The organism is Altererythrobacter aquiaggeris (genome assembly GCF_037154015.1).
In the GTDB taxonomy this organism is placed as follows: domain Bacteria; phylum Pseudomonadota; class Alphaproteobacteria; order Sphingomonadales; family Sphingomonadaceae; genus Aestuarierythrobacter; species Aestuarierythrobacter aquiaggeris.
On the sequence record NZ_JBANRL010000001.1, the window covers coordinates 1286649 to 1301539 of the forward strand.

Here is a 14891-nt window from a genome sequence, read left to right on the forward strand (position 1 = left end):
GCATCATGCAACCTGTATTGCGGATAGGGAAGGGGAACTGCGATGGGCTTGGCAGGCTGGTGGGACAGGCACGCGGTGCCGCGCGTGATCAGGATCGCATGTGGTGCGCCGCAGATCATGAAACTGCGATCCTTTGTCGTGCCAATGGCCAGTGGCCGGGTGTTCGAACTTGGCTGCGGCGGGGGCATCAATCAGGCATTTTACGACAGCAACGCAGTCACCCATTTCGCGGGCATCGATCCGGGCGGAAAGCTGCCGGAATATGCCAAAGCTGCGGCAGTGGCCAAGGGATGGGAAGCCGATATTCGTGACGGAGTTGGCGAAGATATTCCGTTTGGCAATGACATTTTCGATAGTGTGGTGTGCACCTTTACGCTGTGTTCGGTGCAGGATCAGGCGCAGGTTTTGCGCGAGATGCGCCGTATCTTGAAACCTGGCGGTCAACTGTTGTTTCTGGAACACGGCCGCGCACCTGACGCCAAAGTTGCCAAATGGCAGAACCGGATCGAACCGTTCTGGAAACCGGTCGCCGGGGGGTGTCATTTGACGAGGCCGGTGACATCGGCGGTCGCGGCGGGCGGATTTCAGGTCGAGCCGATGGGCGCCAAATATGTCCCCAAAACCCCGCGCCCGGTCGGTTGGATGGAATGGGGCAGGGCGATCAAAACCGGCCGTTAGATGAACGGGTCCATCGCACAAAAAAGGGGGCTGTAAGCCCCCCTTTTCAGTAATCGATTTCGCGCTTCGGCTATTCCCCGAAAGTGCGCTGCCACCAGCCGCCGCGCTTTTTCTCGGGCTTGTCGGCGGCTGATGCCTTCGCCGGTTGAGCGACGCCCGGAGCCGGTTCGGCCTTGGCCGCAGCTTTGGGTTCAGCCTTTTTGCGCGGCGCACGCTTTGGTTCTGCCGGCGCATCCTTTGTAACCGCCGAAGGCGCAGCGTCAGCCGCCGCCTTGGGTTCGGCCTTTTTCCGCGGTGCGCGTTTGGCTTTGACCGGTGCATCGTCAGCGCCCGTTACAGGTGCCGCGCCGGTTTTGGCCTTGGGCTGCGCCTTTTTACGCGGTGCACGCTTTGGCTTGGGCTTTTCTGCTGCTGCATCGGTTGCCGGGGCATCAGCGTCTGTGCCTTCGGTATCCGCTTTCTTGCGGCGCGCGCGTTTAGGCTTGTCAGTCTGATCGTTCCGGTCGGCCATGGCTTCGGCCGATTGCGGCGCACCCTGTGGTCCCGATACTACCGCAATATCTTCCTGCATTTGTTCAGCAACAGCATCAAGCGCGGCCGGTGTACCTTCGGCGCCGTTTTCACTGCCTTCGGCGCCGTTTTCATTGCCTTCGGCACCGTTTTCATTGCCCTCGGCACCATTTTCATTGCCTTCGGAACGTCCACGCCCGCGGCCACCACGGCGTCGGCCGCCGCGCCGACGACGTTTTTTCGGCTTGTCCTCATCATCGTCGGATGATTGGGCGCCCAGTTCGGCATTATCATCCGAACCGTCCGGGCTTTCTTCGCCGTCCGTATCTTCGCGGTTCTTGCGATTGCGCCCGCGGCCACCGCGCCGGCGCCGTTTTTTGGGACGATCATCGTGATCGTCGCCATTATCGCCATTGTCGCTATTATCGGCGTTCTCGCTGTCGTCGCTGTCGTAGTTTTCATCATCTTCGGGCAAGTCATCATCGTCGTCATCGATAATGGCTTCGAATTTGGGCACTGATGCCGGTTTGGGACCAGAGCTTGCGACGCGCATTTTCGCGCCTTCTTCTTCGCCTTCGGGAATGACTTCGACAACGACACCGTAGCGCGATTCGATCTCGGCGAGATCGGAACGTTTGGAGTTAAGCAGGTAAACAGCAGCCTCGGTGCTTGCATAAAGCGAGACGGTGCTGCCTTTGCCCTTGGCGGCTTCTTCTTCGATCTGGCGAAGCGCGGAAAGACCCGCGCTGGACGCTGTCCGCACGAGGCCGGTTCCGTCACAATGCGGGCATTCGCGGGTCGATGCTTCCAGCACGCCCGTGCGTAAACGCTGGCGGCTCATTTCCATCAGACCAAAGCTGGAGATTCGCCCGACCTGAATGCGCGCGCGGTCGTTCTTCAGCGAATCCTTCATGCATTTTTCGACCTTACGGACGTTCGATCCGTATTCCATGTCGATAAAATCGATCACTACAAGCCCGGCCATGTCGCGCAGGCGCAACTGGCGGGCGATTTCGCGCGCCGCTTCCAGATTGGTGTGGAGCGCGGTCTGCTCGATACCGTGTTCCTTGGTGGAACGGCCCGAGTTGATGTCGATCGACACCAGCGCTTCGGTCGGGTTGATCACCAGATAGCCGCCCGATTTTAGCTGGACCATCGGTTCATACATTGCCGACAACTGGTCTTCCGCGCCGTAGCGCTGGAACAGTGGCACGGGGTCATTATACGATTTTACCCGGCGCGCATGGCTGGGCATCAGCAGTTTCATGAACTCCTTCGCCGAACGGTAACCCTGTTCGCCTTCCACCACAACTTCTTCGATTTCGCGGTTGTAAATATCGCGGATGGCGCGCTTGATCAGGTCACTGTCCGAATGGATATTTGCCGGCGCGACCGCGCCCATGGTGGATTCGCGAATACCATCCCACAACCGCGCGAGGTAATCGAAGTCACGCTTGATTTCGGTTTTGGTGCGGCTGAGGCCCGCGGTACGAACGATCAGACCCATCGTGCGCGGTAGATTGAGATCGGAGACAACCTGCTTGAGACGCTTGCGATCGTTGGCGCTGCTGATCTTCCTGCTGATACCGCCGCCGTGACCCGAATTGGGCATCAGAACGGTATAACGCCCGGCGAGGCTGAGATAGGAGGTAAGGGCTGCGCCCTTGTTTCCGCGCTCTTCCTTTACGACCTGGACGAGCAGAACCTGACGGCGCTGGATAACGTCCTGGATTTTATAGCGGCGGCGCAAAGCCATGCGTTTGGCACGCGCTTCGTCCACCTGCTTGGCGCGGGTGCTGCCGCCCTGATTGCCGCGACCCTTCTGGCCCCGGCCCTGACGGCGGCCACGTCCGCGGCCACCGCGGCCTTTGCCGCGAGATGTATCGTCACCATCGTCCGAGCCTGCGGAACGGTCGTCATCATCGTCGTCGCCGTCATCATCGCCGTCTTCATCATCGGAATTGTCATCGACATGACCTTCCTCGATTGTGGCGACATCGTCTTTTTCGGAAGTGTCGATCTCTTCCATACCGTCTTCGGCCATGTCTTCGGCCAGCGATTCGGAGGATTCGTCATCGGCGTCATATTCGTCACCGGGGATGTTGCCATCTTCTTCGTCTTCGTTGCGAAGGCGCGCTTCTTCCGCGGCTGCCTCGGCCTCGTCGGCGAGCAGCTGGTCGCGATCTTCTTTCGGAATCTGGTAATAGTCAGGATGGATTTCGCTGAAAGCCAGGAAACCGTGCCGGTTACCGCCGAAATCGACAAACGCTGCCTGCAGCGACGGTTCGACCCGCGTTACCTTTGCCAGATAAATATTGCCCTTGATCTGCTTGTGTTCGGCAGATTCAAAGTCGAATTCCTCAATCCGGTTGCCTTTTAGGACCGCCACCCGAGTTTCCTCGGTGTGGCGCGCATCGATTAACATGCGCGTTGCCATTGAATTTTCTCCGGACATATCCGGGCGGGGCTGGTCCTGAGACCGCTAATGCCGATGGGATATGTCGATAGTTGTGGAAACCGCCCGCTGAACGGCATCTTGCCGGAGCCGGGTCGGTCATGTGGGTAAGGCCTCCATAAATATTTATGGAGGCAGCGTTAGATGTGTCTACAGAATTCAAAATGTGCGAAACATGCACTGCCCGGTCCGCCCACATAGCTGCGCGGCCTTGCGGCTGCGGCTGCTGGGACGGGGAGAGGCTTCTCATTATCTGTTTCAACCTGTTTTCAGACCATGGGCGAAGGTGCCCTGACCTGTTCTGAAGGGTGATATAATACGCTTTGGTTTCAAACCAAGCGGGTATTCACCATCAGTCAAGGTTTGCTAGCACCGCAAATTTGCCGGAGCAACCATGTTGCGTATTGCAACGCAATTGCCATAGCAGGGTTACGATGTCGTTGCGTCTGCAGCTCTGGATGGTGTTCCTGGCCCCACTGGCCCTGCTTGCAGGTGTCTATGCGCTTGGCCTGACCATCCCCGTCCCGCACCTTGGGCGCGACTATGTTTTGCGGCTTTCGTTACCTGATGTCGGCGCGAACAGGGATCTGCCGACGATCTACGGCCCTGCCGATTCGAGCCGGCCACTGGTTCTGATCGATCCGGGCCACGGCGGGCATGATCCCGGGGCAAGCGGTGCCGGATTCCGCGAAAAATCGCTGGTGCTTGGTCTGGCTACCGCATTGAAAGACGAGCTGATCGAACGGGGCGGCATTCGCGTGGCGATGACCCGCGAGGATGACACATTTCTGCTGCCCGCCGAACGCGATGATCTTGCAAGGCGGCTTGGGGCGGATTTGTTTCTTTCGATACACGCCGATTCAGCCGGCGAGCAAAGCGGCGTGAAGGGCGCAAGTGTCTATACCTTGTCCAATGTTGCCTCCAGCGAGGCTGCGGCGCGGTTCGCGCAGCGTGAAAATGCTTCTGACCGGATAAACGGCGTAAAAATGGCCAGCGGAAGTGACGGGGTCAGCGACATACTAGTCGAGCTGTCGCAGCGCCGTACCCAGGAAGGATCGGTCGAATTTGCCAGATTGCTCTTGCGCGAAGGCGATGGCATCATCGACTTCCATCCGCAGCCGAGGCGGTCTGCCGCACTGGCGGTTTTGCGGGCACCCGACGTACCTTCAGTACTTTACGAATCCGGATTTATCTCCAATCCCGCTGATGCCAGAAGGCTCGCTTCGGCGGAGGGGCGCGATGCCTTTGCAGACGTGATGGCCCGGACCATCAGGATATTTTTCGCCCGACGGTCCGCAGGCTGAATTACGTTCTGGCGCAAGTCAGATTTCGCGTGCTAAGGCCGCTGCCAGATTATGCCCGAGACTTCCACAATCGAAAATGTTCGCTTCCGCATCCGCCGGGAAGCAAGCGGCCTGGCTGCATGGGCGCGTACCAATTGGCGCGAGCACAAACTGTTCCGCTGGGGCGCAAGTGCCGCGGGCGCCGGTGTGCTGCTGCTGATCATATTCTGGTTCGTTCTGGCACGTGATCTTCCCGATGCCGAAAGGCTGGTCGATTACGAACCGCCACTTCCCACCGTGGTGCGCGGAATGGACGGCGAAATTGTCGATTCCTATGCCCGTGAACGCCGGGTGCAGTTACGGTTCGTGGATTTTCCCGAACAATTGATCGACGCCTATCTGGCAGCAGAAGACAAAACATTCTGGACGCATGGCGGTGTGGACCTGACCGGTCTGATCGGGGCCGTATTCGATTATATCTCGAAACTGGGTTCTGACGAGCGCGCGAAAGGCGGCTCCACGATAACCCAGCAAGTGGCCAAGAATATTCTTGTCGGCGATGAATATTCGATCACGCGCAAACTGAAGGAAATGATCCTCGCAAGGCGCATCGAAGGGGTGCTGGAAAAGCAGGATATTCTCGAGCTTTATCTCAACGAAATTCCGCTCGGGCGGCGCAGTTTCGGGGTGCAGGCCGCGAGCCGTGCCTACTTCGACAAGGATGTCGGCGATCTCGCTCTGCACGAGATGGCTTATCTTGCGATTTTGCCCAAAGCGCCTGAAACCTACAGCCGCGAACGCAATTTCGACCAGGCGATGGAGCGGCGCAATATCGTGCTGAGCCAGATGGAGGAAAACGACTTCATCACTTCCGCCGAAGCCAATGCTGCCAAGGCCCTGCCGCTCGGGATTATCGACCAGAAGGCGATGCGCAAATCAGCGGATGCCGGCTATTTCCTGGAAGAAGTCCGGCGGCAGCTTATCGAAGATTTCGGTGAAACTGCAGATGCCGGTCCGCACAGTGTTTATGCTGGCGGATTGTGGGTGCGCACATCGCTTGACGTTGAATTGCAGGATGCCGCCCGCGATGCGCTGAGGGCTGGCATCATGCGTTACCAGGGCGGTCGCGGATGGAAAGCGCCCATCGCAACGATCGACCTTTCCGACGGAAGCTGGGAGGGGCAGCTAAGAAGTTCCTATATCGGCATCAATTACCGCGACTGGCGCGTCGGCGTCGTGACGCAGCGTTCAGGCTCCAGCGCGACGATCGGTTTCAGTGATGGCAAAACCTATCCGTTAGCCAATCTGCCCGATGCGCTAAAAGCCGGTGATGTGATTGCCGCTTCGCCGCAAGGCAATGGTTTCCGCGTTCGCACCGTGCCCGAGGTTTCAGGCGGCTTTCTTGTGCAGGACCCGCAAACCGGCCGGGTGATGGCCATGCAGGGCGGGTTCGATTCCCGGCTAGGTTCATTCAACCGCGCCACGCAGGCCAACCGGCAACCGGGTTCCACGATCAAGCCATTTGTCTATGCGTCGGGGCTCGACCACGGGATGACACCCTCCTCGATGGTGCCCGATAAACGCTATTGTTATTATCAGGGTGCGAAGCTGGGCCAGAAATGCTTCAGCAACTTTGGCGGCGAGTCCGGCGGCGGCGAGTATCCGATGCGCTACGGGCTGGAGCAATCGAAGAATTTGATGACGGTGCATATCGCGATGGATGCAGGGATGCCCAACGTGATCAAGACAATCGACAGTGTCGGCATCGGTTCGTACGAACCGTATCCTGCTTTTGCGCTTGGTGCGGGCGATACCACGGTCATGAAAATGGTTGCGGCATATTCTGCGCTGGTTGACCACGGGCGACTGAAAAAGCCGACGCTGATCGATTTTGTGCAGGACCGGTCGGGCAAGGTAATCTGGCGCGCGGACGATCGCAAATGTACCACCTGCAACATGGCCGAATGGGACGGTAAATCCATGCCCAGACTAAGCCCGCAGGGCGTTCAGGCGATGGACCCGCGTACCGCGTTCCAGACGGTCCATATGCTTGAGGGCGTGGTTCAACGCGGCACTGCTGTGACGTTGCGCGATCTGGGAATTCCGCTGTTCGGCAAAACCGGCACCACCACCGGTCCCACCAATGTCTGGTTCGTCGGCGGTTCGCCCGATATCGTGGCGGGCGTGTATCTGGGGTTTGATACGCCGCGCAACATGGGCGGTTATGCCCAGGGCGGCACACTGGCTGCGCCGATCTTCAAACAATTTGCCCAGGCATCGAAAGACAAGTTCAGCGGCGCACCGTTTGTCGCACCTCCGGGTGTGAGCATGGTCCGCATCAGCCGGGCCACAGGCAAGCGTGTGTTCGACGGCTGGCCGACAAACGATCCCAAATCACCGATAATCTGGGAGGCTTTCAAGCCCGATACCGAGCCGCCGCGCGCGACCCGGCAGGACGAAATCGCAGCGAAGCGGCAAGAGTTTCGGGAAGCGCTGCGAAACGTCAGGCGCGGTGCGCAGCGCCAAAGGGCTGCACCGGTCAAAGTCGAGGAGAAGGCCGACGACTTTGTCGAGGAACAAGGCGGAATTTACTGACCGTTTTCGCCCGGTCGCAGTTGCTTCCACCTTTACAACATCACCCCGTGCGCTAAGCGCCGAGTCCCCTTTTCGAGGGGTGTTTTACGGAGATTTGATATGCGTGCCGAAGGGCAGGCCAATATTGACCGGATAAACGCTGCACTGGCACTTGTCCGCCAGTCGCTCGACTGGGACCGTGCCTTGCGCCGGCTCGACGAGCTCAATGCACGCGTCGAAGATCCGACATTGTGGGACGATCCCAAATCGGCGGAAGCGGTCATGCGCGAGCGGCGCCGTCTCGAAGCGGCGGTTGGCACGGTGAATGAAATTTCGGCCGAAATGTCCGATGCGGTCGAATTCATCGAAATGGGCGAAGCGGAAGGCGATGACGACATCGTCAATGACGGGCATGACAGTCTCCAGAAACTCGCGGATCGCGCAGATGCCGACAAGGTTCAGGCTTTGCTGGCGGGCGAGGCGGATGCCAACGACACCTATATCGAAATCCATGCCGGGGCTGGCGGAACGGAAAGCCAGGACTGGGCCGAAATGCTCCAGCGGATGTATTCGCGATGGGCCGAGCAGAAAGGCTACAAAGTCGAAATCGTCGATTATCATGCAGGCGAACAGGCAGGCATCAAATCCGCCACGCTGCTGGTGAAAGGCGAAAATGCCTATGGCTATTCAAAAACCGAAAGCGGCGTGCACCGCCTTGTGCGGATCAGCCCCTATGACAGCGCTGCGCGGCGTCACACAAGTTTCAGCTCGGTCTGGGTTTATCCGGTAATCGACGATGATATCGACATCGAGATTAACGAAAGTGATTTGAAGATCGACACGTACCGCGCATCCGGCGCTGGCGGCCAGCACGTGAACACGACCGATTCGGCAGTCAGGATCACCCATCAGCCAACGGGTATCGTCGTCGCCAGCCAAAACGATCGCAGCCAGCATAAAAACCGCGCCACCGCCATGAATATGCTGAAAGCCCGGCTGTTCGAACGCGAAATGGCCGAACGTGAAGCTGCGGCATCCGGCGAATATCAGGAAAAAACCGAAATCGGCTGGGGACACCAGATCCGGTCCTACGTTCTCCAGCCTTACCAGATGGTCAAGGATTTGCGGACAGGATACACTTCGGCCGCGCCCGATGCTGTGCTGGACGGCGCGCTGGACCCGTTCATTTCAGCGGCGTTGGCGCAGCAAGTGACGGGCGAGGCCGTCGAAGTCGAGGATGTTGAATGATTTTGCGTGCTGCATTTTGCATCGCTGCGCTGCTGGCATTGTCCGGTTGTAAACCCGCCGGGCCGGCGGACCGTCCCGATACCGCGCTCCAGTTCCCTCAGCCCGACCGGCCGGTTTCCGAATTGGGTTCGAACCAGTTTTCGACAGAAACCAAGCGCGACAGTGTCGGCGAAGCGCAAAAGGTGATGGATTTTGCCGAAATATCTCCGGGCATGACCGTTGCGGATATCGGCGCCGGCGAGGGGTATTACACAGTCCGTCTGGCGGAGCGTGTCGGTAGCAAAGGCCGCGTGCTGGCGCAGGATATCGACCGGGAAGCGCTGGAAAGGCTTGGCAACCGCGTGGAACGCGAACGGCTCGACAATGTGTCGATCAAGCCGGGGGATGCTGACGATCCGCGTTTGCCGCAAAAGAGTTTCGACCGTATTTTTCTGGTCCATATGTATCACGAGGTCAGTGAGCCTTATGCGTTTCTATGGCGGCTTTGGCCCGCATTGCGCGATGGCGGGCAAGTGATAGTCGTCGATATGGACAGGCCAACCGACCAGCACGGCATTGCGCCCGATTTGCTGACGTGCGAGTTCAAGCGCGTGGGGTTTGATCTTGTCACTTTCAAAGACAGTCCGGAACTGGCCGGTTATTATGCCCAGTTCAAGGCTGCTGCCACCAGGCCGGAGCCGGAAGATATCGAGCCGTGCCGCGGTAAGAACAGCGGCGGCAATGCCGGGGCCTGAGCCTGCGGCAGATTTTTTAAGGAACCTGATTTCAATGGCATTCAAGGGCATCAATCCGATCATCTATGGCGGCCGCGAAGTATTGCCGTTGATCGAAGGCGGCAAAGGCGTTTCGGCGACCAATCACATGAGCTCGGGTGCATGGGCGGCTGCCGGCGGCATCGGAACGGTCAGTGCAGTCAACGCCGACAGCACCGATGAAGACGGTAATATTATCCCGCAAATTTATGATGCGCCCACGCGCGGCGAACGCCACCAGCAGTTGATCCGTTACGGTATCGAGGGCGGCACCGAACAGGTTCGCAAGGCGTTTGAAATGTCCGATGGACGCGGCGCAATCAACATCAATGTGTTGTGGGAAATGGGCGGCGCGCAGGCTGTGCTCGAGGGTATTCTGGAAAACACCAAAGGCATGGTGACCGGCGTCACCTGCGGTGCGGGTATGCCGTATAAGCTGGCTGAAATTGCTGCAACATATAACGTCCATTATTTGCCGATCATCAGTTCGGCGCGCGCGTTTCGCGCGCTCTGGAAACGCAGCTATCACAAGGTCCCCGACCTGATGGCGGCTGTAGTGTACGAGGATCCGTGGCTGGCGGGCGGGCATAATGGCCTGTCCAACGCGGAAGATCCCCGCGTACCGCAAGACCCCTATCCCAGAGTAAAGGATTTGCGCGAAACCATGCGCAAGGAAGGGGTATCGGAAGAAACCGCGATCGTCATGGCGGGCGGTGTCTGGTTCCTGCGCGACTGGGAAAACTGGATCGACAATCCGGAGATTGGCAAGATTGCCTTCCAGTTCGGCACGCGGCCACTGTTGACGCAAGAAAGCCCGATCCCGCAGGGCTGGAAAGATATGCTTCGCACAGTCGAGCCGGGCGAAGTCCTGCTGCATAAATTTTCACCGACCGGGTTTTATTCTTCGGCGGTCAAAAACCCGTTCTTGTATGATCTTATGCACCGCAGCGAGCGGCAGATTCCGTTTACCAAAAAGGGTGAGGATGCCGGTTCGGTCCAGTTGAGCGAAGAGGGCAAAGGTCGCAGTTTCTGGGTCAAACCCGAAGACCGCAAACGCGCCAATGCCTGGATGGCCGAAGGTCACACCGAAGCCCTCAAAACTCCCGATGGCACGATTGTTTTCGTCACGCCCGGCAGCCGCGACACGATCCGCAAGGATCAGCAGGATTGCATGGGTTGCCTATCGCATTGCGCATTTTCGGCATGGAAAGATCATGACGATTATACCACCGGAAAACTTGCCGATCCGCGCAGCTTCTGCATCCAGAAAACCCTGCAGGATATCGCCCACGGTGGCGATACGGACGACAATCTGGCCTTCGCCGGTCACTCCGCATTCCGCTTCAAGCAAGACCCGTTCTACAGCAATAATTTCACCCCCACGGTGAAACAACTGGTTGACCGGATAATGACCGGGGATTGATGCGGGCAAGGCAAAGCCGGGCCGGCGCTATGTGGGGCAGCGACAGAAAAGTTTGCTCAACCGATGCTGTAACGTGGCGGGCATAGGAATATACGCACGCTGGCCGCTGACCTTTATACCAGAGCGTCCAGCACCTGATCGGGGGGACGGTGTCCGTCGGCCCAGAAGCGGATATTGGCGATGACTTTTTCTCCCGAAGCCTCGCGCCCTTCGGCGGTGGCGCTACCGATGTGCGGCAAGGTCATGATGTTCGGGTGCGCCAGCAGCCGCGGGTCAACCGCCGGTTCATCGGGATAGACGTCCAGTCCGGCGCCAACCAGTCGCCCGCTGTAAATCGCTGCAAGCATGGCTTCCTGATCGATCAGATCGCCGCGCGCTGTGTTGATGATTGCCGAACCGGGTTTCATCAGGCTAAACGTCCGCTCGTTCATCATCTCATGCGTGTCCCGGGTATAGGGACAATGCAGCGTGACGATATCGGATGCGATCAGCAAATCGCCCAGGCTATCGACATATTTTGCACCCAGCATACGCTCCAGCGCTTCGGGCAAGGGCTTGCGGTTGTGATAGATGATTTCCAACCCGAAAGCGCGCGCGCGGTGGGCGACCGCCTGTCCGATCCGGCCCATCCCGACTATGCCCAGCGTCTTGCCGCCCAATTTACGCCCGAGCATCCCCGAAGGCGCCCAGCCGGTCCACTCTGCGCGGCGGATCAAAGCGACGCCTTCTCGGATACGGCGCGGTACACCGATAATCAGCGCCATCGCAAGGTCGGCCGTATCGTCGGTAAAGACGCCCGGCGTATTGGTGACCATGATGTTCCGGTCGCGCGCCGCCTTCAAATCGATATGATCGGTGCCCGCGCCAAAGTTTGCGATCAATCCCAACCGATCACCTGCCTCGGCCAGCATGTCGGCATCAATCCGGTCGGTCACTGTCGGGACAAGCACGTCCGCCGCATTCATCGCGGCAACCAATTGCTCGCGGGTCATCGGCTGATCGGCAGAATTCAGTTCGGTTTCGTACAGCTCGGTCAGGCGGGCTTCCACTGCCGGCATCAAGTGCCGCGAGACGATGACGCGCGGTTTACCTTCGACGCGGCGATTGGATTGTGCTGCTGTGTCCATTACCTTTGCGCTAGGACGCGGGGGGCAGGGTGGTCAAGCGGTCTTCGTAATGAACCGGCGGTTCGGGCTTGTCGCGGTCGCATCTGCGGCGTTAAAGACCAGTCATGTCATTGCTTTCCAGAATCGCTATACTTGCGCTGTGCTTTTCCGCTGTTCCGGCAAGCGCACAGGAACGCGAAGTTCCCTATTGGGCAGCAATGCGCGCCAGCGAAGTGAATATGCGCGTCGGCCCGAGCGCGGATTACAAGATCGACTGGGTTTACAAACGCCAGGGTTTGCCGGTGAAGGTTGTCCGGCAGATGGAAGGCTGGCGCCTGATACAGGACCCGGACGGAGCGCAGGGCTGGGTGGTCGCGCGCCTTTTGACACCCGAGCGGGGCGCAATCGTTATAGGAGATGGTCTTGCAGAGATGCGTGCGGGCGCGTCCAAAACAGCTGCGCTTAAATGGAAACTTGAACCCGGCGTGGTAGGACGCCTGGGCGACTGCGAAGCTGACTGGTGCGAGTTCGACGTCGATGGACACATGGGCTGGGTCGAAGCGGACCGGATCTGGGGTGACGGCGAACCGTAATCACCAGCGGAACCGGGATGGGCCCTGAAATTCAGGCTCACCCCGTCCGGTGTCACCAGTGGCTATCAGCTGCCTGCCCGTGTTACCGACCAGATTTCCTCGGCATCAGCCGTATTCGTCGCAGTCCAGGTTCCGTCAACTACTTCACCCAGAATAAAACAGCCGTCAGGAAATTCGCTGTCCGTATAAGTAAAACAGGCCTGGTTTTCGGCTTGTCCCATATCATAAGTGCCCGTGGCGACGACTTCGCCGTCAACCGTGTTTGTTACTTTTCCGTCATCGGTCAACGTCTGGGTTACGGAAGATCCGTCGGGCGCTGTGGCGACATATACCCCGGCAATCGGACCTCCATCGACAGCAATTTGTTCCGGTTCTGCCATGGCGGTAAGGTCAGGGCTTGTATCCCCCGAAGTGTCAGGCTCTGCTTGCGAACAACCGGCCAACGTCGCGACAGCGGCCAGTGCGATAATCTTCTTCATCCGTGTTCCCCCATTGAAACTGCGTAATTTAATAACAGATGACCCGGTTTTGTAAGTGCGGGAGCGACGACCGCCGGCCATCGCTCCCGCAAATCGGGGCATTTGCGTTTATGCAGGCGCGCGAACGACTGTAACCACGCGGCCATCGTCAGACGTCGCGGTCCAACTGCCATCGGCAGCAGGTTCGGCATCCGTCCAGCATTCTGCGACAGATCCCTCTTTGGACGATGTGAAGCACGATTTGCCGTCCACCCGGGCGAAAGTGCCTGTATCGGTAACCTCGCCATCGACCGTGTTGGTGAAGGTGCCATCTTCGGCGATTGTGGTCACACCGTTGCCGTCTTCGGAAGTGACATTGTAAGTGCCTGCCATACTCTCTTCAGCCGGTGCCTCGACCACGGCTTCTGCGACGGCTTCTTCGGCAGGCGCCTCGGTTTCAGCCGGAGAACAAGCCGCCATAAGTGAAACCCCGGCGATAATGGCAATTCTTTTCATGTTATTTCCTCCCCATAAATGGAGTGGAGCAAATACCATAGTTGTGCCAACTATACGAGTCTCGGGCAAGCAGACAAGAAAGTCGTTTTATTCAAATGAGTTCGATGGCGACGGCAGTGGCTTCTCCGCCACCTATGCACAAGCTGGCAACGCCTTTGGTCTTGCCTCGTTCTTTCAGCGCATTGACTAGCGTTACGATGATACGCGTGCCGCTGGCGCCGATGGGATGGCCAAGCGCAGTGCCGCCGCCGTTCACGTTGATCCGGTCATGCGGGATGCCGATATCTTTCATCGCAAAAATCGCAACACAGGCAAACGCTTCGTTTATTTCCCAAAGATCGACATCGCCGACAGACCAATCCGCCTTGTCGAGCACTTTTTCGATCGCCCCGACCGGAGCAATGGTAAACTCGGAAGGTTCGCGGGCATGAGCCGCCATTGCGACTATTCTGGCGATGGGCTTAAGGTCCTTGTCCGCCGCAACACTCTCGCGTGTCAGCACCACAGCGGCTGCCCCGTCGGAGATCGAGCTTGATGTTGCGGCTGTGATTGTCCCGTCCTTGGCAAAAGCGGGGCGCAGCGTCGGGATCTTGTCAGGATTGCCTCGGCCCGGCGCCTCGTCAGTATCGACAATCGTTTCGCCGCGGCGCGTGGTTACGGTTACGGGCACCACCTCGCCCGCAAATGCGCCGCTTTCGATGGCTGCATTTGCGCGGCGTAGCGATTCAATCGAATAGTCATCCATGTCCGCGCGCGTGAGCTGGTAATCATTGGCCGTATCTTGCGCGAATGTGCCCATTGCACGGCCTTCCTCATAGGCATCTTCCAGCCCGTCGAGAAACATATGGTCGTAAGCCGTGTCGTGCCCGATGCGCGCGCCGGAACGGTGCTTCTTGAGCAGATACGGCGCATTCGTCATGCTCTCCATGCCGCCCGCAATCACCAGATCGGCCGTTCCGCTGGCGAGCGCTTCTGCACCCATGATGACTGTCTGCATACCTGACCCGCAAACCTTGTTCACGGTGGTTGCCTGAACGCTTTTGGGTAGTCCGGCCTTGATCGCTGCCTGACGGGCGGGTGCCTGGCCAAGGCCCGCGGGCAGAACACAGCCCATATAAATACGGTCCGCATCACCGCCATCGATTCCGGCGCGTTCAACCGCCGCCTTGACCGCAGCGGCGCCCAGATCCGTTGCCGATGCGTCGGCCAGTGCACCTTGCATACTGCCCATGGGGGTGCGCGCATAGCTGAGGATAACGATCGGGTCGGCTGCGGAAAATGCGGTCATGAAGCTG

At 58.7% G+C, this 14891-nt stretch carries 12 protein-coding genes; 7 read left to right on the forward strand and 5 right to left on the reverse strand.

Annotated elements, in window-relative coordinates:
- The first annotated feature begins 42 nt into the window (after positions 1-42).
- Entirely contained in the window at positions 43-678 is a 636-nt protein-coding gene (locus tag WFP06_RS06265; RefSeq protein ID WP_336986367.1) for a class I SAM-dependent methyltransferase, read from the forward strand.
- 70 nt (positions 679-748) lie between these two features.
- Here WFP06_RS06265 and WFP06_RS06270 read toward each other — a convergent pair whose 3' ends face one another.
- A complete protein-coding gene (locus tag WFP06_RS06270; protein WP_336986368.1) occupies positions 749-3625 on the reverse strand; it encodes an Rne/Rng family ribonuclease in 2877 nt (958 codons plus the stop codon).
- Between the two features lie 452 nt (positions 3626-4077).
- On the opposite strand from WFP06_RS06270, the gene WFP06_RS06275 reads away from it, so the two are divergent.
- From WFP06_RS06275 to WFP06_RS06295, 5 genes are all read left to right on the forward strand, one after another.
- Positions 4078-4947, forward strand: coding sequence for an N-acetylmuramoyl-L-alanine amidase family protein (locus tag WFP06_RS06275; RefSeq protein WP_336986369.1), 870 nt, complete (start codon positions 4078-4080; stop codon positions 4945-4947).
- A gap of 51 nt (positions 4948-4998) precedes the next feature.
- The gene (locus tag WFP06_RS06280; protein ID WP_336986370.1) at positions 4999-7521 is read left to right on the forward strand and encodes a penicillin-binding protein 1A; all 2523 of its coding nucleotides are present in this window, start codon (positions 4999-5001) and stop codon (positions 7519-7521) included.
- A gap of 99 nt (positions 7522-7620) precedes the next feature.
- Positions 7621-8748, forward strand: a complete 1128-nt coding sequence (gene prfB, locus WFP06_RS06285) for a peptide chain release factor 2 (protein WP_336986371.1) — start codon at positions 7621-7623, stop codon at positions 8746-8748.
- A complete protein-coding gene (locus WFP06_RS06290; RefSeq protein WP_336986372.1) occupies positions 8745-9482 on the forward strand; it encodes a class I SAM-dependent methyltransferase in 738 nt (245 codons plus the stop codon). The genes prfB and WFP06_RS06290 overlap by 4 nt, the downstream gene beginning before the upstream one ends.
- 34 nt (positions 9483-9516) lie before the next feature.
- Positions 9517-10923: an NAD(P)H-dependent flavin oxidoreductase gene (locus tag WFP06_RS06295; RefSeq protein WP_336986373.1), complete on the forward strand. Its 1407-nt coding sequence runs from the start codon at positions 9517-9519 to the stop codon at positions 10921-10923.
- A 113-nt stretch (positions 10924-11036) separates the two neighbouring features.
- Here the strand turns inward: WFP06_RS06295 and WFP06_RS06300 are convergent, their stop codons facing one another.
- Entirely contained in the window at positions 11037-12050 is a 1014-nt protein-coding gene (locus WFP06_RS06300) for a 2-hydroxyacid dehydrogenase (protein ID WP_336986374.1), read from the reverse strand.
- A gap of 104 nt (positions 12051-12154) precedes the next feature.
- Here WFP06_RS06300 and WFP06_RS06305 point away from each other — a divergent pair, with 104 nt between their 5' ends.
- Positions 12155-12622 carry an SH3 domain-containing protein gene (locus tag WFP06_RS06305; protein ID WP_336986375.1) on the forward strand — a complete coding sequence of 156 codons (468 nt, stop codon included), beginning with the start codon at positions 12155-12157 and terminating at the stop codon, positions 12620-12622.
- A gap of 65 nt (positions 12623-12687) precedes the next feature.
- On the opposite strand, the gene WFP06_RS06310 is transcribed toward WFP06_RS06305, so the two are convergent.
- From WFP06_RS06310 to WFP06_RS06320, 3 genes are all read right to left on the reverse strand, one after another.
- Positions 12688-13101: a hypothetical protein gene (locus WFP06_RS06310; RefSeq protein WP_336986376.1), complete on the reverse strand. Its 414-nt coding sequence runs from the start codon at positions 13099-13101 to the stop codon at positions 12688-12690.
- Between the two features lie 108 nt (positions 13102-13209).
- Positions 13210-13596 carry a hypothetical protein gene (locus tag WFP06_RS06315; protein ID WP_336986377.1) on the reverse strand — a complete coding sequence of 129 codons (387 nt, stop codon included), beginning with the start codon at positions 13594-13596 and terminating at the stop codon, positions 13210-13212.
- Between the two features lie 91 nt (positions 13597-13687).
- A complete protein-coding gene (locus WFP06_RS06320) occupies positions 13688-14884 on the reverse strand; it encodes a thiolase family protein (protein WP_336986378.1) in 1197 nt (398 codons plus the stop codon).
- Positions 14885-14891 lie beyond the last annotated feature (7 nt).

Bases quoted from the DNA above. Each gene is read 5' to 3' on its own strand.
- WFP06_RS06265 (WP_336986367.1), top strand. From the start codon at position 43: ATGGGCTTGGCAGGCTGGTGGGACAGGCACGCGGTGCCGCGCGTGATC.
- WFP06_RS06270 (WP_336986368.1), bottom strand. From the start codon at position 3,625: ATGGCAACGCGCATGTTAATCGATGCGCGCCACACCGAGGAAACTCGG.
- WFP06_RS06275 (WP_336986369.1), top strand. From the start codon at position 4,078: ATGTCGTTGCGTCTGCAGCTCTGGATGGTGTTCCTGGCCCCACTGGCC.
- WFP06_RS06280 (WP_336986370.1), top strand. From the start codon at position 4,999: ATGCCCGAGACTTCCACAATCGAAAATGTTCGCTTCCGCATCCGCCGG.
- prfB (WP_336986371.1), top strand. From the start codon at position 7,621: ATGCGTGCCGAAGGGCAGGCCAATATTGACCGGATAAACGCTGCACTG.
- WFP06_RS06290 (WP_336986372.1), top strand. From the start codon at position 8,745: ATGATTTTGCGTGCTGCATTTTGCATCGCTGCGCTGCTGGCATTGTCC.
- WFP06_RS06295 (WP_336986373.1), top strand. From the start codon at position 9,517: ATGGCATTCAAGGGCATCAATCCGATCATCTATGGCGGCCGCGAAGTA.
- WFP06_RS06300 (WP_336986374.1), bottom strand. From the start codon at position 12,050: ATGGACACAGCAGCACAATCCAATCGCCGCGTCGAAGGTAAACCGCGC.
- WFP06_RS06305 (WP_336986375.1), top strand. From the start codon at position 12,155: ATGTCATTGCTTTCCAGAATCGCTATACTTGCGCTGTGCTTTTCCGCT.
- WFP06_RS06310 (WP_336986376.1), bottom strand. From the start codon at position 13,101: ATGAAGAAGATTATCGCACTGGCCGCTGTCGCGACGTTGGCCGGTTGT.
- WFP06_RS06315 (WP_336986377.1), bottom strand. From the start codon at position 13,596: ATGAAAAGAATTGCCATTATCGCCGGGGTTTCACTTATGGCGGCTTGT.
- WFP06_RS06320 (WP_336986378.1), bottom strand. From the start codon at position 14,884: ATGACCGCATTTTCCGCAGCCGACCCGATCGTTATCCTCAGCTATGCG.